Genomic DNA, 16,973 nt, shown 5'->3' on the forward strand with positions numbered 1-16,973 from the left:
ACCGCAGCCCTCGTCCTGCTCCAGCTCGAATACGACCGCACCATCTGAACGATCACACACAGGCATGATCGCTTACCGGGAAAGGCTCATTGGGCTGCCGCAGGTTGGTCTCGAGTGGCTTCGGTCGACTGTCGGTGGGGCATGAGAGCCTCCCGGTATGAGCTACGACCTGGCTGTTTGGTAGGGCGAACGGCCAGCGGACGACAAGACCACCGGCCGCATCCTCGTCGACCTGTACAGGCGCTACATCGACGGGGAGGCCGACCCCTCCGCTGCTGCTCCGGCTGGCGAGGAAGCAGCAGGCCCGGCGGCTTGCGCCGACCGGCGTGGCGGACGTCCACGGCACGCTCGGGAAAGCCCCCGTACTCGTACCGTGGATCGATGGATCACCCGTGTGGACCAGAGACCCTGTGACCGCACTCGACTTCACGGCCGAACACGATCAAGCGCGGCTGACCTACCTCGTCATGGCGTCCAAGCCCCGCAGCCACTAGCGGATTCGTTCGAACCGTCATCCATTCCCTGTGGGCGGCTACATTCGCTGCGACAGCGTGTTCGCCGGTTCACCGGGAGGTGCAGGCGCGTGGTGATGGGGACGGAGCGGGCCACGAGTGTCGTACGGCTGGACGAGGGCCCGGTCGAGTACCGGTTGGAGCGTAGGGGCCCGGCCACCGTGGTGGTGCTGCACGGCGGCCATACACGGGCCGGGCTGGCGGTGGGCGAGGAGATGTTCGCCGAGGCGGGATACACGGTGCTGGCGCCCTCGCGGCCCGGCTACGGCCGCACCCCGCTGTCGACCGGCACCGCGAGCGGATTCGCGGACGTTGTCCCAGCCCTCTGTGCCCATCTGGGCATCACGGAGATCGCCGCGGTGGTGGGCACCTCAGGGGGTGGGACGACGGCGGTGACCATGGCCGCCCGCCATCCCGATCTGGTACGGCCGCTGATCCTGCAGAGCGCCGTCGGCTGGCTCGCCTGGCCCGACCGCCGCACCCGGCTCGGCGCGCACATCGCGTTCGCCGCGCGCACGGAGGGAGCGACCTGGGGCGCCGTGCGGGTGCTCCTGCGCCATGCGCCCGAGACGGGGCTGAGACTGCTGCTGCAGGGCCTCACCACCCTTCCGGCCAGAAGGGTGACGGCGCGCCTGGGGCCTGAGGAGCGCGCGGCGATGGTCGAGCTGTTCTGCCGGATGCGGTCGGGCCACGGCTTCCTCAACGATCTGCGGCCCACCCCGGATCTCACCGCCGAGGTCCGCCAGCCCACCCTGGTGATCGCCACTCGGACGGACGGCGGCGTGCCGTTCGCCCACGCCCAGTCCCTGGCTGCGGCCATCCCGCATGCGGAACTCGTCGAGAGCCGAGCCGACAGCCACCTGGTGTGGTTCGGGGCCGACTGGCCGGAAATCGCCACGAGAGTCTGCGCCTTCCTCGCCGACAGCCCCAGCGGAGGGACAAGTTGACGGCCCGGTACCTGTGGCGACCGACTCCGGACGTACTACAGCTTTTCCGCCGCCGCTAGTTCAGCAGGAAGGCTGTCAAGCGAGCATCAAGTGGCTGTTCACAGGCCATACTTGACGAGTGGTGGCCAGGTGGGTCCCGCCGCGGTTCGATACGGGGAGGCGATGCCTGGTGAGCAGTGCCGACAAGGGCCTCAGGAAGGTCGAAGTGCGGCTCAAGTGGGACCCGAGTCCCTTCGGGGAGCCGCCTCGACATCTCGACATCGTCGCCGCGACCTACTCCGCGGACGATCCCCAAGGGCGGCCGGTGTACGTCGTCGCTTACGACAGCCGGTCGCCGGACGGCACCATCAACATGACCCGGCACAGCCAGACCGGGCAGGGTTTCGGCTTCGTCGAGGTGATGGTGCTGGAGCTCGACCGGCTGGCGTCCTCGTTCGGCCGGGTCGTGGTGGGGGTGGTCATCCACCAGGACCGCGGGCGTCGGACCTTCGGTGACATAGAGAACGCCGCGGTTCTGGTCGCCGAGAAGTACACGGAGCTGCTGGCCGACGACTTCGCCCAGGTCGCCGACTCCACCGCCACCACGATCGCGGAGTTCGCCCGCAACGGCTCCGGAGAATGGGAGCTGCACGAGATGATCCGCGGCTTCGACAGCGCCCCGCCAGCCTTCGCCATGGAGATGGGCGCGATCCGACCTACCTGACCGGACCATATCCCAGAGGCGAGGACAGCCACCTGCGCACCCGGGGCCTCGAACCAGTCGTCTCCGCCCTCACGCACGACACCCGACTTCCCATGCTCCTGGTCAACTCACTCGAAATCGGCGGGGAATGAGGGATCGCCCGGAGGCCGGGTGCGGCGATCACGGGTGCTGCGGAGGGTGCGGTGGCGGCATGGTGGCCAGGTCGGGGGTGGCACGGTCGGCCTTGGCTGCGTCGGCGAGGGCGGCGGCTGCGGCTTCCGCGGCCTGGGCGGTGTCGCTGGCCGCTCCGGCGGCCGTGTCGTCTGCGGGTTTCTCGCGGGTGGCCGGTGACTGCGGCAGTGCCTCGGTGAACGCGCGGGATACGCCCTGGAGTGCCGAGGTGACCTCGCTGGGGATCACCCAGAAGGTGCTGCCCGGGCCCTGCGCGAGTTGAGGCAGAGTCTGGAGGTACTGCCAGGCGAGCAGCTTGGGGTCGGGGTCGTTGCGATGCACGGCCTGGAACACCTCGTCGATGGCGCGGGACTGGCCCTCGGCCTGGAGGATCGCGGCGGTACGGTTGCCCTCGGCACGCAGGACGGCGGCCTGTTTGTCGCCTTCGGCGGTGAGAATCTGCGACTGGCGTTGCCCCTCGGCGTTGAGGATCGCGGCCCGCTTGTCCCGCTCGGCCCGCATCTGCTTTTCCATCGCGTCCTTGATGGTCTTCGGAGGATCGATGGCCTTGATCTCCACGCGGTTGACCCTCAGCCCCCACTTGCCGGTGGCTTCGTCCAGCACACCACGCAGCTGGCTGTTGATGATGTCCCGCGAGGTGAGGGTCTTTTCCAGGTCCATGGAGCCCACGACATTGCGCAGGGTCGTGACGGTGAGCTGCTCGACCGCCTGAAGGAAACTGGCGATCTCGTAGAAAGCCGCTCGTGGATCGGTGACCTGGAAATACAGGACGGTGTCGATCTCGACGACCAGATTGTCCTCGGTGATGACCGGCTGCGGCTTGAAGGAGACGACCTGCTCCCGCAGGTCGATCAGGGGATGAACCCGGTCGATGTACGGGATGACGAGGCTCAGGCCGGGATTCAAGGTCCGATGGTAGCGGCCGAGCCGTTCGACATTACGAGCGCGCGCCTGGGGGACGATACGGACCGCCCGCACCACGGTGAAAACCGCGAACAGCGCGACGATCAGGCCGACAATCAAGAACGCGGAGGTTTCCATGGTTTCAGTCCCTGGGGTAGACGATCGCGGTGGCGCCGCTGATCTCTATGACGTCGACGGTCTTTCCGGCAGGAATCACCAGCGTCTCGTCGTAGGCGCGGGCCGTCCATTCCTCGCCGTCGATACGGACCCTGCCGCCCACGCCCGTCACCTCCGAGACGACGTTGGCAGTCTTGCCGACCAGAGCGTCCACACCGAAGCGCGCCGATTGAGGCTGGAGCACATGGCGCAGCGCAATGGGGCGCACGAACAGCAGGGTGACTGTAGAGACGGCGGCGAACACCAAGAACTGGAAGGGCGCCGGCAGCCCGACCGCGGCGGACCCCGCCGTGATCACCGCGGCCGCGCTCAGCATTCCGAGCGCGGCGGTCAGGGTGAAGATCTCCGCCACAGCCAACACGGCTGCGATGATCAACCAGATCAGCCACAGATCCATTGCGTGCCTCTTCTGACCGGTGCGGGTGCGGAAAGGCTTGACTCCTCTCAGTGGACCCCGGAATGCGACGCCTGCGATACCCCTGAGCAAGAACACTCTGCCGATCCAGCGATGTGGGCCAGCCCAATACGCCCCAAACGGCTACTCCCCTCCTTTGCCTCTACTTTACCCACGCAAGGAAGATCACTACTCTCCCAGGGGCGAGTCAATCTGGTGTTGATCTTCCATGGAGAGGTCGCCGATCTGACGGGACCCCGGCATGCCCGCGGATGCCAACCGCGGTCGGATCAGGGGTGTTTGGCGGCGCCGGCTTGCTGTTCTGCTCACGACGGCCAATCGCTGGACGCCGCCGTGGGACACGATGGAGGGATAGGGCCTCGCGAGGGTGCGCTTCAATCGAGCGGCTGGAGGGGGTGTGCGGGCCAGTTCGACAGTGCGGGAAGCGGCCACGCGGCGTCGCCTTGTCCTTGAGTGTCTTGGCGTCACCCACGGGTTTCTCCTTCTGCTGGTTCCGAGCGCGTGGTGTTGAAGCGGACGCGGCCGAGGCCGGAGACGGTCGCGCTGACCGTGGTGTCCGCGGTCGGGTACGTGGCCGGTGTCGCGGCACCGGCGAGCAGGATGCCCCCGGTACCAGCGGGATCCCGTACCTGGCTGCCATGCGCACGGCCTCCGGGATGGCACGCAGGGGATCGCCCAGGATCTCCGCGGTCGAGCCGCACTCCACGAGCTGAGCGTCGATCTCGAGAAGAACACCACGGTTGTCGAGGCCGGAGGGCACCGGCTGCCAGCGGCCGACCACGAACCCGGAGGCCGAGGTGTTGTCCGCGACCACGTCGGGGAGGCTGAACCGGAAGTTCCGGTAGCGGGAGTCGATGATCTCCAGCGCCGGCGCCACCGCGTCGATGACATCGCTGAGGTCAGCGGTGCCGCGGCTCGGGTCGAAGTCCGGAGCCAGCCGGAAGGCCACCTCGGGCTCGACCCGGGGATGCACGAAGTCGGCGAGGTCGATGCGTCCGCCGTTGGCAACCATCATGCCGGAGGTGAGCGTCCCGACGTTCACGTCGTCGACGCCCATCTGCGCAGCCTTGCGCCGGCTGGTGAAGCCGAGCTTGATCCCCATCAACCGGTCGCCCCGGCCGAGACGGCGGGTGACGAGCGCGCGCTGGATCCGGTACGCGTCGTCCACGGAGAACGAGCGGTTGTCCGAGAGCTGCGGGTGCGCGATGCGGGTGAGGGCGGCGGTGTCGAGCTGGGCGGCCAGTTCCTCGACGGTGACCGCGTCCAGCACGGTGGCGGCCGTCATGATGCCGACTCCTTGGCTGCCGCGAGGTCGATGGCGACATCCACGATCATGTCCTCCTGGCCACCGACCATCTGGCGCTGGCCCAGCTCGACGAGGATGTCCCGGACGTCGATCCCGTAGCGGGCCGCGGCACGCTCGGAGTGGAGCAGGAAGCTGGAGTACACCCCGGCGTAGCCGAGGGTCAGCGTCTCGCGGTCGACGCGGACCAGACGCCGCTGCAGCGGGCACACCAGGTCCTCGGCGGCGTCCTGCAGCGCGAACAGGTCGCACCCGTGGTCCCAGCCGAGCAGGTCGGCCACGGCCACGAACGCCTCGATCGGGCAGTTGCCGGCGCCGGCGCCATGGCCGGCGAGCGACGCGTCCACACGGTAGATGCCGTGCTCCACGCCGGTCACGCTGTTGGCCACCGACAGCGAGAGGTTCTCGTGCGCGTGGATGCCGATCTGCGTCTCGGGCTCCAGCACCTCGCGGTAGGCGTCCACACGGGCCACGACATCCCCCTGGCCAGAGGCCCCGCCCGCCCCTTCGCTCCTGGGACCTTTCAGGGACTTTCAGCCCCGCCCGAGGGACTTCCGAGAGACTTTCCGACGCGTAACGCGGCAAGCCCCCGAAAGACCGGAAAGGGTCTCCGTTGCAGTTCAGAGGCCCTTTCTCAGGCAGCTCCGCAGGTAGCGGCAGACGAGTCGGGCTGTACGCCGGGCACAGACCGGTCAGGACAGTCAGCCCGCCGCAGCGAGCACCAGCGGCAGAACCTGGACGGCCCCCGCCCGCCTCAGCAGACGAGCGGCAACCGCGAGGGTCCAGCCGGATTCGGTGTAGTCGTCCACGAGCAGGACGGGCCCTGGCGTACAGGCCAGGGCGCCGGCCAGGTCCTCAGGGAGGGCGAAGGCGGCGGCCAGTGCCCGAAGCCGTTGAGCGGAGTTACTGCGTCGTGCCGCGTGCGCGCCGCTCGGCCCGGTGTACGCCAAGGTGCCCAGGAAAGGAAGCCGCCCGATGTTCGCAACTCCCTGAGCGAGGGACGCGACCAGCCGGGGGCGGCCCAGGGACGGCACGGCGACGACCCCTACCGGCCGGGCAGAGGCGTCCGGGCCGTCCGACATCCAGCCGCCCGGAGAGCGCGCCCAGTCGGCGAGGACCGTCACCACGGCCTTCAACACGTCATCGGGGACGGGTCCGTCGGACGCCTGCTCGGACAGCAGCGGGCGCAGCCGGTTGCCCCAGCCGATGTCGGACAGCCGTCCCAGAGCCCGGCCGGGGGAACACTGTTCCTGGGCCGCGATGCGCCCCTTGAGGTCGACGCCCAGTGCGGGCATGCCCGTTGGCCACATCCGCCGCGGCTCGACCTCAACTCCCGGGCGATCCAGTTCCTTCTTGGCCCCCGTCAGCGCCTCGGTCGAGACCGAGGAGTCGATCCAGGCGCCAGCGCAGTTGTCGCAACGGCCGCACCGGGTCGCTCCCTCGTCGTCCAGCTGCTGGCGCAGGAACTCCATCCGACACTGGGACATACTCACGTAATCGCGCATCGCCTGCTGCTCGGCCGCCCGCTGCCGAGCCACCCACGCATAGCGCGCGGAGTCGTAGATCCACTGCTGGCCGGTGGAAATCCAGCCGCCCTTCACCCGCTTGACCGCCCCGTCCACGTCGAGCACCTTGAGCATCGTCTCCAGCCGGGTGCGCCGAAGATCCACCGCCCCCTCCAGGGCCGGCACGGACAGCGGCCGTCCCGCATCGGCGAGGGCCGAGAGGGTCTGACGAACCTGCGCCTCGGGCGGGAAGGCCGTATCGGCGAAGTAGCGCCAGATGGCCTCGTCCTCCTTGCCCGGCAGCAGCAGCACATCGGCGTGTTCCACCCCACGGCCCGCACGCCCCACCTGCTGGTAGTAGGCGATCGGCGAGGACGGCGAGCCGAGATGGACCACGAAGCCCAAGTCCGGCTTGTCGAAGCCCATGCCCAGGGCCGAAGTCGCAACCAGCGCCTTGACACGGTTCTCCAGCAGGTCGACCTCGGCCTGCAGCCGGTCGGCGTTCTCCGTGCGCCCCGTGTACGAGGCCACCCGGAAGCCGCGCTGCCGCAGGAAGGCGGTTGCCTCTTCGGCCGCGGCAACCGTCAGCGTGTAGATGATCCCGGAGCCCGGCAGCTCGTCCAGGTGCTCGGCGAGCCAGGCCAGGCGGTGCGCGGCGTCCGGCAGCTGGACGACACCAAGTCGCAGGCTTTCCCTCTCAAGCGGGCCGCGCAGTACCAGGGCCTCACCGGCACCAGTACCCAACTGCTCGGCCACATCGGCCGTCACCCGGGCGTTGGCGGTCGCAGTGGTGGCCAGCACCGGCACCCCGGGGGCAAGCTCCGCGAGCATCGCCCGCAGCCGACGGTAGTCGGGGCGGAAGTCGTGGCCCCAGTCAGAAATACAGTGCGCCTCGTCAACCACCAGCAAACCGGTCGTGGCCGCAAGCTTGGGCAGCACCTGATCGCGAAAATCCACAGAATTAAGACGTTCCGGACTTACAAGGAGAACATCGGTCTCGCCACGCTCGACCTCCTCATAGATTGAGTCCCAGTCCTCCGGATTGGCCGAATTGATAGTGCGCGCCCGGATACCCGCCCGCCCCGCCGCCTCAACCTGGTTACGCATCAGCGCCAGCAGCGGCGAGACGATCACCGTCGGCCCAGAGCCGCGACGGCGCAGCAGAGCGGTGGCAACGAAGTACACCGCCGACTTACCCCAGCCGGTGCGCTGCACCACCAGCGCACGCCGGCGCTCCTCCACCAGAGCCGCCACCGCCCGCCACTGATCCTCCCGCAGCCGCGCCGAACCTCCCGGGGCACCGACGAGCTCAGCAAGGATGGCATCAGCTTCGGCGCGGAGCTCCAGGTTGTCCATGCCCCCATGCAACCCGATGGCACTGACAATCGGCGAATCCACCCAGCGTGACAAAGTGATCACGAAGGGTGCGCCTGCCACGCAGTGATCGAGGATGGGCAGGGCAAAGCGCTCGGCCGCGACCATTCCCGATCGGCGCGTCTACGCAGGTCAGGGCCCCAGTGCCACCTGGAATTTGAATGCCACCCCAGTTCGGTAGCCCGGAACGGCTCAACAACCCCGACTTCAGGGACCGAGTGCTCCCCGAGTTGGCAGCCGCGACCGGCCTGCTGGTGGTCGACGAGGCGCACTGCATCTCCGACTGGGGACACGACTTCCGTCCCGACTACCGCCGATTGCGCACGATGCTCGCGAACCTCCCGCCCGGCGTGCCGGTGCTGGCGACGACCGCGACCGCCAATGCGCGCGTGACGGCGGACGTGGCCGAGCAGCTCGGTACGGGGGCCGGTACGGACGCCCTGGTCCTGCGCGGCCCGCTGGACCGGGAGAGCCTGAGCCTCGGCGTGCTGCGGCTCCCGGACGCCGCCCACCGGATGGCCTGGCTCGCCGATCACCTCGAAGAGCTGCCGGGCTCGGGCATCATCTACACGCTGACCGTGGTGGCGGCGGAGGAGGTCACCGCGTTTCTGCGGCAGTGCGGGCACACCGTGGCCTCGTACACCGGGAAGACGGAGAACGCCGAACGGCAGCAGGCCGAAGAGGACCTGCTGACCAACCGGGTCAAGGCGCTGGTCGCCACATCCGCTCTTGGCATGGGCTTCGACAAGCCGGACCTCGGCTTCGTGGTGCACCTCGGCTCGCCCTCCTCCCCGATCGCCTACTACCAGCAGGTGGGCCGGGCGGGGCGCGGTGTCGAGCACGCCGAGGTGCTCCTGCTGCCGGGCAAGGAGGATCAGGCGAGCTGGGAGTACTTCGCCTCGCTCGCGTTCCCTCCGGAGGAGCAGGTGCGCCGCACCCTGGAGGCCATGGCACGGGCGGAGCGCCCCTTGTCGCTGCCCGCCCTCGAGCCGCTGGTCGAACTGCGCCGGTCCAGGCTGGAGACGATGCTCAAAGTCCTGGACGTGGACGGTGCGGTGCGCCGTGTGCAGGGCGGATGGGTCGCCACGGGCGTCCCGTGGACGTACGACACCGAGCGCTATGCCTGGGTGGCCAAACAGCGCGAGGCGGAGCAGCAGGCGATGCGCGACTACGTGAGCACGAGGAGCTGCCGGATGGAATTCCTGCGCCGGCAGTTGGACGACGAGGCCGCCGCGCCGTGCGGACGCTGCGACACCTGCGCCGGACCGCAGTTCACGGACACCGTCTCCCCGGCCGCGCTGGAAGCGGCGCTCGGCGAACTCGGCCGCGCGGGTGTCGAGGTCGAGCCCCGGAAGATGTGGCCGACGGGCCTGCAGGCGGTCGGTGTGGATCTCAAGGGACGCATCCCGGCCGGGGAACAGGCGGCGCCGGGGAGAGCGCTCGGGCGGCTGTCCGACAGCGGCTGGGGCAACCGGCTGCGGCCGATGCTGGCACCGCAGGCCCCGGACGGGCCCGTGCCGGACGACGTCGCGAAGGCGGTGGTCGGCGTCCTGGCCGACTGGGCGAAGGGACCCGGCGGCTGGGCCTCGGGAAGGTCCGACGCATCGCCACGCCCGGTGGGCGTCGTCACCATGGCCTCGCACACGCGTCCGCGACTGATCCACTCCCTGGGGGCGCGCATCGCCGAGATCGGGCGGCTGCCGCTGCTGGGTTCCGTGCAGTACGCCGGTGACGTCCCACGCGTGCCCCGGAGCAACAGCGCACAGCGGCTGAAAGCGCTCGACGGTGCGCTGACCGTGCCACCCGCGCTCTCCGCGGCACTCCGGGAGGCGGGCGGTCCCGTGCTGCTGGTGGACGACATGACGGAGACGGGCTGGACATTGGCTGTCACCGCGCGCATGCTGCGGCAGGCCGGAGCGGAGGCGGTGTTGCCGCTGGTCCTCGCCGTGCAAGCGTGACCCGTCCCCTCCCGGGGAACACATTCGGCAAAGATGCAGCAGGGGATATAGCCCACAGATCGCCAGCAACCGGCCGGTGGCCTCAATTGCTCGTTGCCGCATTCCAGTTCGACGGGAAGAATTGGGGATCCGCTCCCGGCACGGTTCGTCCGTGATCCGGTAGGGCTCCGCTGGGGTGCGCACCCCCAAGTCCGACCCCGCCCGCAGTGTGGGCGCGTGGCCGAAGGGAGGATCGTGACCTTCGGATTCGCTTCGTCCCCGGTGGCGTCCATGTCGGCATCCGCCGGACTGTCCGCCGCTTCCGCCGATCCTCTGGCCCGGGTGCTCGAGCCCGCCGAGTGGGCAGCCGCAGGAATTCCACTGCTGCGCAACCCACGTGAAGTCGTCAGCGGGCTGCACGCCCTGCACCGGCCACAGCCCTCCACGGTCGTGGTGGCCGTCCTGGATCCGGACGAACAGCTGCGGGCGAGCGCCTCGTTCACCCGCCATCCCACCCCGGCGGACGGCTGGATGTTCCGCAACGCACTGCTCGCCCAACTACGCCGGGTCATTCCGCACGACCTGCGGCGCCGCACCCCCGTGCGGACGGCCGTGCTGCTCTACTGCCGCGAGGGGGACGCGCGGTGGACGGAGGAGGACGGGGCGTGGATGTGGGGACTGCGCGACGCGTGCACGCTGCACGGGCTGCGCTGCGGTTCGTACATCACCCTGACCCGAGACGGCTGGCAGGTTCTCGGCGAGGGGCGCGGCGGACGCCGCCCCAACACGCAGTCGGCGTCGCCGGAGACCGTCGATCTGGTGGGGGCACAGCCTCCGCAGCCGCGGACCGGGGGCGTCGCCTCGGAGGTACTGCACCGGGCCGCCGCCCGCTGAGCACCGCGAGGCCCCGCCGACGCCGGGTCGCGGATGCGGGTGCCGGGTCCCGTCACGACGACGTACGACCGAGCAGATGATGGCGCGCCGCAAGACGGCGGGGCGCACGAGGGAAGGCGGGGCGGGCACACGGAGGGTCATCGCATCGGTCTGACGCAAGACGCGCCACAGCGCGCCGCCCGACCAGCGATCCCCGGTGGCGTCCCGGCGGTCTCGTGCGGGATCGGACGCCCCAGCGGGGAGCATGCCGAATCGACCGCCCTACAGGTGCCAGCGAACGCGGCACCCTCGCCGACGCCCGAAGCCAGAACCGGGTGGCCCGGCTCCGGTCTCCGTGGGAACGGGCGGGACGTGAGCGATCCGGACGGCTCCGGACCGCTCAGACGCCCGCACCGAGCACCGAGTCGATCTGCTTCGGGTCGCCGCAGACGATCAGCAGGGCACCGGCCCGGCCGAGCGCCAGCGGAAGCGCGGAGGCAACGGACCCGTCGGCGCCACCGTTGACGGCGACCACGACCACCGGGCGGGCGGCGGCGCGGGAGGCCACGGAGGCGTCGGCGTAGAAGACGTCGTCACCGGCGTCGTGCTGCGCCCAATACGCGGTCTCGCCGAAGGACAGTTCGTGCGCGGCCCACGGATGCGGTTCGCCGGTGGTGATCACCAGAACGTCGCCGGGAGCACGACCGGAGTCGAGCAGCAGGTCGACGGCTTCCTCGGCGGTATCCAGCGCGCCCTCGACCGAGGCCGGGATGAGCTGGATCTGTGGGGTGGCGGAGGGGGTGGACGGCCCGGTCTTGGCCGGTTCGCGCGTGGCGCGCTGGGCCGGCGTGGGTCGGGCCCCCGGACGGCCGGGCCGCGCGGGGGCGGCGGGGCGGGGCCCGGGTACGGGACGAGGGTTCGGCGCGGTTCGGCCGCCGGCCGGAGTGGCGCGGGGACCCTGAGCACTCTCGTGAATCTGAGGCTCCTCGGGAATGAGAGGCATAGGCTGATATCTATCAAACGCCGGTGCGGCCGGCGTCGGCGGGTGGCACATGAGTGCGATCGGAACCGGTCAGAAGTCGAAGCCGAGCTGGCCCTCGATTTCCGGTGCGCTTCCGTCCGTCCAGCTGCGGACCGTCTTGAGGTGCCGCCACTGGGGCAGCGCATCAAGATACGCCCACGACAAGCGGTGGTACGGGGTGGGGCCCCGCTCCGCGAGCGCGGCCTTGTGCACGGGTGACGGATACCCGGCGTTGGCCGCAAAACCGAAGTCTGCATGGTCGATACCCAGTTCGGCCATCATTTTGTCGCGGTGAACCTTGGCGATCACCGAGGCCGCCGCGACCACCACGCACGACCGGTCGCCCTTGATCACCGTACGGACCTTCCAGGGCGCCCCGAGATAGTTGTGCTTCCCGTCGAGGATCACCGCGTCCGGGCGGACGGGGAGCCCCTCCAGGGCGCGTACGGCCGCGAGCCGAAGTGCCGCCGTCATCCCGAGGTCGTCGATCTCCTCCGGGGAGGCGTGACCGAGAGCGTAGGCCGTCACCCACTTCTCCAACTGCCCGGCGAGTTCGGTGCGCCGCTTCACGGTGAGCAGCTTGGAGTCGGTGAGGCCCTCGGGCGGCCGGCGTAGGCCCGTGACCGCCGCGCAGACGGTGACGGGACCGGCCCAGGCGCCGCGCCCCACCTCGTCTACACCGGCGATGACCTTCGCTCCGGTCGTTGCGCGAAGGGAGCGCTCGACGGTGTGAGTAGGTGGTTCGTACGGCATGGCGCCCTCAGCCTACGCCGCCAGGATCCCCGTGCGACACCCCGGTTCCCCGGGCAAGGGAACTCCCCTCGGCAACCCGCTCGGAAGGGCGACCACCGACGGCCCCGACGGGGGGATCAGCCCTGCTGAGGCCGCAGCAGCGGAAGCATCAGCTGGTCGATCATCTCCTCGATGGCCTGCTCGCCCCATTCGCTTCCGCACATCTTTGCGCGATACATCATCATCGCCGGAATGGCGTCGAAAACGTAGCCGTTCGCAGCGTCCGGCCGCACCTCACCCCGCTCGATTCCACGGGTGATGACCTCCCGCAGCAGTTTGAGGGTCGGCTCCACCACACCGTCATAGATCACACCATGGAAGCGTTCGGCTTGCAGAGTGTCGCATTCGTGAATGACGGCCCGGAGTGCAAAACCTGGGCGCGAGTACATCGCCTCACGCGCCAGCCGGCACAGCGCAAGGAGGTCCTCGCGCACACTCCCATGGTCGGGCGCCTCGTCGAAGCGCGGCAGTCCGGCCTGGAGCGCGTCGGCGACGAGATCCTCCTTGGACGGCCAGCGGCGGTAGACCGCCGCCTTGCCGGTCTGGGCGCCGGCGGCGACGCCCTCCATCGTGAGGCCGTTCCATCCGACCGTACTGAGTTGGTCCAGGGCGGCCTCGAGGATCGCGCGCTCAAGCACAGCACCACGTCGACGAAGGGAGGCCGGCTGAGCGGAGGCGGCCGTCCAGGACGAAGTACCCATCTGCGTGTCTCCGTTGAGCATGGGGAAGCGGGGATTTCGGGGAAGGGGCGAGCGGTCGGACGCAATCGCACGGCATCGAACTCAGTGAACGCTTGCGTTCACTGATGGGGACTCACTACCGTTTGAAGCGACAGTGAACGCAGTCGTTCACTAACGACTTCGTGGGGGACCCATAGTGACAACCTCTCCTTTACTCCAGAAGCAGCAGCCGGGAGTCGCCCGCCGGGCCGGACATCCCGGCATCGCACTCACGGTCATCGCGGCCTGCCAACTCATGGTGGTACTCGACGCGACGATTGTGAACATCGCACTCCCGCACATTCAAGACGCACTTCAGTTCAGCACGACCGATCTGACATGGGTGGTCAGCGCGTACACGCTCACCTTCGGCGGACTGCTGCTGCTCGGCGGCCGGGCCGGAGACATACTCGGCCGGCGCCGGGTCTTCATGACCGGCATCCTGCTCTTCACCTTCGCCTCGCTGCTCGGTGGACTCGCCCAGGAGCCCTGGCAATTGCTCGCCGCGCGTGCCCTCCAGGGCATGGGCGGCGCCATCGCATCGCCCACATCGCTCGCACTCATCACCACCACATTCCCGGAAGGCCCCGAGCGGAACCGGGCCTTCGCCGTCTTCGCCGCGGTCTCGGCCGGCGGCGGCGCGATAGGCCTGCTGGCCGGCGGCATGCTCACAGAGTGGCTCGACTGGCGCTGGGTCCTCTTTGTCAACGTACCCATCGGCGTTCTGATCGCCGTGCTCACCCCGAGGTTCATCAACGAATCCGAGCGCCATCCCGGACGGTTCGACATCGCGGGAGCGCTCACCTCGACCCTCGGTATGGCGTCTTTGGTCTACGGCTTCATCCGCGCCTCGGAGGACGGCTGGCAGGACAGCCTCACGATCGGGTCCTTCACCGCGGCGGTGGTGCTGCTGCTGGCCTTCGGCCTGATCGAGACACGGGCCAAGGAGCCGATCACCCCGCTGCGGATGTTCACCGACCGGAATCGCTCGGGCACGTATGTGATCATGCTGAGTCTGGCCGCGGCGATGTTCAGCATGTTCTTCTACATCGTGCTCTTCGTGCAGAACGTGCTGGGGTACTCGCCGATCTCGGCCGGAGTGGCCTTCCTTCCGGTGACGGTCGCCATCGCGATCGGCGCCGGCCTGTCGCAGCGGTTCCTGCCGGTGCTCGGCCCGAAGCCGTTCATGCTGGTCGGCGCGACGCTCGTCGCGCTCGGACTCGGCTGGCTGACGCTCATCAGCCCCGACAGCTCGTACCTGTCCGGCGTGCTCGGTCCGATGCTGCTGTTCGGCTTCGGCATGGGCCTGAACTTCGTCACGCTGACGGTCACCGCGGTCTCGGGTGTCGCCCAGCACGAGGCGGGTGCGGCCTCGGGTCTCCTCAACGCCATGCAGCAGGTGGGTGGTTCGCTCGGACTGTCCATCCTGACCACGGTGTTCGGCACCGCCAGCCGGGACGAGGCGGAGAAGCAGGTCCCGAACCTCATGGCGAACGGCACGGCAGAACAGAAGGCGGAGTTCGCCAAGACACACCAGCTCCCGGCCCCCTGGGGACACGAGGTACTCGCCCACAGCATCTCGACGGCGTTCGTCCCGGCCGTGGCGATGGCGGTGCTGGCCCTGGCCACGGCCGCAGTGGTCATCCGGGTACGCAAGAGCGACCTGGAGGCCCTGTCCGGTGCGGCGGGGTCCGCCGCGGGCTGACGCGGTCCAGCTCCTGTCCTCGGGTCCACGGACCGGAGGACAGGAGCCCACGACGGCCGGACGAGCGCCTGGGCAAAGGCGGCGAAAGCGCTCTCCGACCGTCCCCGCAGTCGTGGTGCCGTCCCACTGAGGCGGTCCGGGCCCAAAGCGCCCCGACCGCCTCATCTGCGCGCAGCGGTCCGGGCGACGGCGCCCGTGTATGGTCAAATCCCCCGCACGCCGGTGCGGGTACGGCAGGGATCCGCGCCGATCGCCTACTTCCAGGGCGGCGCCCAGTCCGGCAGCCGCTCCGTACGTTGCAGCCATTCCCCGGGCGGCGTCCCCGCCTTCCCGGAGGCGAGCACTCCTCCGACGATGGAGCAGGTCGTGTCCACGTCCCCGCCCACCTGCGCGGTCGTCCAGAAGGCCTGCTCATAGTCGCTGAGGGCGCGGGCCGCCGACCAGAGCGCGAACGGCACCGTGTCGTGCGCCGTCGTACGCCGCCCGCAACCGAGCACGGCGGCGACGGTTGTGGCGTCGCCGTAGTCCAGCATGTCCCGTGCCCGCCGCAGCCCGGCCCCGACGGCGCTCTTCGGGATGAGCGCCACGACACCGTCGAGCAGGGCCTCGGGGGTCGGCGGCCCCGCCGGATCGGCGGCGAGGGCGGCGGCCGCGGCGACGGCCATGGCCCCGACCACGGCCTCACGGTGCTGATGCGTGGGGTAGGCGGAGATCTCCGCCTGGTGGGTGGCCTGCTCGGGGTCGCCCGCGTACCAGGCGCCGAGGGGGGCGATCCGCATCGCCGCGCCGTTGCCCCACGACCCTCGCCCGTTGAACAGTGCCGAGGACAGCTCGCGCCAGTCGCCGCCCTCCCGTACGAGCCTCAAGAGCCGGTTGATCGCGGGCCCGTAACCACGGTCGAAGTCGTGGTGCTCCGCGAAGGAGCGTGCCAGCGCGTCCTGGTCGATACGGCGGTGCGCGGCCAGAACGGACACGACGGAGCAGGCCATCTCCGTGTCGTCCGTCCAGTGCCAGGGACCCGATGGCAGCTCGCGGCGCTTGAGCAGCGAATAGTTCGCGGGGACGAAGAACTGTGAGCCCAGTGCGTCCCCCACCGCCAGTCCGCGCAGGGAGGCCAGGGCCCTTTCCAGGCGCCCAGGGAAAGCGGAGTCAGCGGTCATGGCCCTGCCACTCTAGCCGGTGACCCAATATGGCTGCGGGTCCCGCCAGCGCTCGAACGGGTGATCGAGCCGATACTTGCCGTCCTCACCCAGGAGGAGCATGCGCGTCTCGCCGTTCCCCGGATTCGACAGCGCTTCGAATTCGGCGACCGTCCAATGAAACCAGCGCATGCAGAACAGCCGCATGGCCAGGCCGTGGGTCACCAGGAGTACGTTCGGCGGATGATCGGGGTCCTCGAAGCTGCGGAACAGGCTCTCGAGAAAGCCGCCCACCCGGTCGTACACGTCGGCACCGGACTCGCCCTGCGCGAAGCGGTAGAAGAAGTGCCCGTAGGCGTCCCTGTACGCCTTCTGGATCCTGACGTCGTCGCGGTCCTGCCAGTTGCCCCAGTCCTGCTCACGCAGCCGGGGCTCCTCGCGGACCCGGACGCGATCGGGGTCCAGACCGAAGGCGCGCAGCGTCTCGTGGGTACGGCGGTAGGGGGAGACGTACACACTGACGTGCTCCCTGCCGAAGAGCTCCCGCAACCGCTTGCCCGTCGCCTCCGCCTGCCGCCATCCCTTCTCGGTGAGCGGCAGCGCGTGGTCGGGCTCACGCTCGTAGACGGTGTCATCGGCATTGCCCACCGACTCGCCGTGTCGGACAAGGACGATGCGCCGTGGTCGTGCCATGCCAAAACCCTAGATCGGGTGACACACGAAGGGGCACCCGGGAGGCCTTGACACGGGTCACATTCGAACCGCGCCCCTCAGCAC

Annotated in this window: 14 protein-coding genes and 1 pseudogene; 5 read left to right on the top strand and 10 right to left on the bottom strand. The window is 69.5% G+C overall.

What is annotated here, in order from left to right:
* Window positions 1-589 precede the first annotated feature (589 nt).
* Window positions 590-1,459 (top strand): alpha/beta fold hydrolase, encoded by an 870-nt coding sequence (locus VXC91_RS15655; RefSeq protein ID WP_329507901.1) that lies wholly within the window; start codon window positions 590-592, stop codon window positions 1,457-1,459.
* Between the two features lie 169 nt (window positions 1,460-1,628).
* Window positions 1,629-2,162, top strand: a complete 534-nt coding sequence (locus VXC91_RS15660; RefSeq protein ID WP_408057391.1) for a TerD family protein — start codon at window positions 1,629-1,631, stop codon at window positions 2,160-2,162.
* A gap of 159 nt (window positions 2,163-2,321) precedes the next feature.
* Here the strand turns inward: VXC91_RS15660 and VXC91_RS15665 are convergent, their stop codons facing one another.
* The 5 genes from VXC91_RS15665 to VXC91_RS15685 form a co-directional block, all read right to left on the bottom strand.
* Complete coding sequence (locus VXC91_RS15665) at window positions 2,322-3,374, bottom strand: SPFH domain-containing protein (protein ID WP_329507870.1); 1,053 nt, start codon at window positions 3,372-3,374, stop codon at window positions 2,322-2,324.
* Window positions 3,375-3,378: 4 nt separating this feature from the next.
* The gene (locus VXC91_RS15670; protein ID WP_329507871.1) at window positions 3,379-3,810 is read right to left on the bottom strand and encodes an NfeD family protein; all 432 of its coding nucleotides are present in this window, start codon (window positions 3,808-3,810) and stop codon (window positions 3,379-3,381) included.
* 205 nt (window positions 3,811-4,015) lie between these two features.
* Window positions 4,016-5,113, bottom strand: a complete 1,098-nt coding sequence (locus tag VXC91_RS15675) for a 2-keto-4-pentenoate hydratase (protein WP_329507872.1) — start codon at window positions 5,111-5,113, stop codon at window positions 4,016-4,018.
* Window positions 5,110-5,658, bottom strand: coding sequence for a hypothetical protein (locus VXC91_RS15680; RefSeq protein WP_329507903.1), 549 nt, complete (start codon window positions 5,656-5,658; stop codon window positions 5,110-5,112). Before VXC91_RS15680 ends, VXC91_RS15675 begins: the two co-directional genes overlap by 4 nt.
* 174 nt (window positions 5,659-5,832) lie before the next feature.
* Window positions 5,833-7,992, bottom strand: a complete 2,160-nt coding sequence (locus VXC91_RS15685) for a RecQ family ATP-dependent DNA helicase (RefSeq protein ID WP_329507873.1) — start codon at window positions 7,990-7,992, stop codon at window positions 5,833-5,835.
* Between the two features lie 197 nt (window positions 7,993-8,189).
* On the opposite strand from VXC91_RS15685, the pseudogene VXC91_RS15690 reads away from it, so the two are divergent.
* Both VXC91_RS15690 and VXC91_RS15695 read left to right on the top strand, forming a co-directional pair.
* Window positions 8,190-9,968, top strand: a pseudogene (locus tag VXC91_RS15690) (helicase-related protein); the annotation flags it as partial.
* A 234-nt stretch (window positions 9,969-10,202) separates the two neighbouring features.
* Window positions 10,203-10,841, top strand: a complete 639-nt coding sequence (locus VXC91_RS15695) for a hypothetical protein (RefSeq protein ID WP_329507874.1) — start codon at window positions 10,203-10,205, stop codon at window positions 10,839-10,841.
* A gap of 379 nt (window positions 10,842-11,220) precedes the next feature.
* Here the strand turns inward: VXC91_RS15695 and VXC91_RS15700 are convergent, their stop codons facing one another.
* From VXC91_RS15700 to VXC91_RS15710, 3 genes are all read right to left on the bottom strand, one after another.
* The gene (locus VXC91_RS15700; RefSeq protein ID WP_329507875.1) at window positions 11,221-11,823 is read right to left on the bottom strand and encodes a hypothetical protein; all 603 of its coding nucleotides are present in this window, start codon (window positions 11,821-11,823) and stop codon (window positions 11,221-11,223) included.
* A gap of 69 nt (window positions 11,824-11,892) precedes the next feature.
* Window positions 11,893-12,594 (bottom strand): ribonuclease HII, encoded by a 702-nt coding sequence (locus VXC91_RS15705; protein WP_329507876.1) that lies wholly within the window; start codon window positions 12,592-12,594, stop codon window positions 11,893-11,895.
* A gap of 116 nt (window positions 12,595-12,710) precedes the next feature.
* Window positions 12,711-13,334, bottom strand: coding sequence for a TetR/AcrR family transcriptional regulator (locus VXC91_RS15710; protein WP_329507877.1), 624 nt, complete (start codon window positions 13,332-13,334; stop codon window positions 12,711-12,713).
* A gap of 175 nt (window positions 13,335-13,509) precedes the next feature.
* Here VXC91_RS15710 and VXC91_RS15715 point away from each other — a divergent pair, with 175 nt between their 5' ends.
* The gene (locus tag VXC91_RS15715) at window positions 13,510-15,057 is read left to right on the top strand and encodes an MFS transporter (RefSeq protein WP_329507878.1); all 1,548 of its coding nucleotides are present in this window, start codon (window positions 13,510-13,512) and stop codon (window positions 15,055-15,057) included.
* A 254-nt stretch (window positions 15,058-15,311) separates the two neighbouring features.
* On the opposite strand, the gene VXC91_RS15720 is transcribed toward VXC91_RS15715, so the two are convergent.
* Together VXC91_RS15720 and VXC91_RS15725 are read right to left on the bottom strand one after the other, a co-directional pair.
* Entirely contained in the window at window positions 15,312-16,217 is a 906-nt protein-coding gene (locus tag VXC91_RS15720; protein WP_329507879.1) for an ADP-ribosylglycohydrolase family protein, read from the bottom strand.
* Between the two features lie 12 nt (window positions 16,218-16,229).
* Window positions 16,230-16,889 (bottom strand): histidine phosphatase family protein, encoded by a 660-nt coding sequence (locus VXC91_RS15725; protein ID WP_329507880.1) that lies wholly within the window; start codon window positions 16,887-16,889, stop codon window positions 16,230-16,232.
* Between the last annotated feature and the right edge of the window lie 84 nt (window positions 16,890-16,973).

Source organism: Streptomyces chiangmaiensis (genome assembly GCF_036281785.1).
Classification (GTDB): Bacteria; Actinomycetota; Actinomycetes; order Streptomycetales; family Streptomycetaceae; genus Streptomyces; species Streptomyces chiangmaiensis.

Bases quoted from the DNA above. Each gene is read 5' to 3' on its own strand.
- VXC91_RS15655 (WP_329507901.1), top strand. From the start codon at position 590: ATGGGGACGGAGCGGGCCACGAGTGTCGTACGGCTGGACGAGGGCCCG.
- VXC91_RS15665 (WP_329507870.1), bottom strand. From the start codon at position 3,374: ATGGAAACCTCCGCGTTCTTGATTGTCGGCCTGATCGTCGCGCTGTTC.
- VXC91_RS15670 (WP_329507871.1), bottom strand. From the start codon at position 3,810: ATGGATCTGTGGCTGATCTGGTTGATCATCGCAGCCGTGTTGGCTGTG.
- VXC91_RS15675 (WP_329507872.1), bottom strand. From the start codon at position 5,113: ATGACGGCCGCCACCGTGCTGGACGCGGTCACCGTCGAGGAACTGGCC.
- VXC91_RS15685 (WP_329507873.1), bottom strand. From the start codon at position 7,992: ATGGACAACCTGGAGCTCCGCGCCGAAGCTGATGCCATCCTTGCTGAG.
- VXC91_RS15700 (WP_329507875.1), bottom strand. From the start codon at position 11,823: ATGCCTCTCATTCCCGAGGAGCCTCAGATTCACGAGAGTGCTCAGGGT.
- VXC91_RS15705 (WP_329507876.1), bottom strand. From the start codon at position 12,594: ATGCCGTACGAACCACCTACTCACACCGTCGAGCGCTCCCTTCGCGCA.
- VXC91_RS15710 (WP_329507877.1), bottom strand. From the start codon at position 13,334: ATGGGTACTTCGTCCTGGACGGCCGCCTCCGCTCAGCCGGCCTCCCTT.
- VXC91_RS15720 (WP_329507879.1), bottom strand. From the start codon at position 16,217: ATGACCGCTGACTCCGCTTTCCCTGGGCGCCTGGAAAGGGCCCTGGCC.
- VXC91_RS15725 (WP_329507880.1), bottom strand. From the start codon at position 16,889: ATGGCACGACCACGGCGCATCGTCCTTGTCCGACACGGCGAGTCGGTG.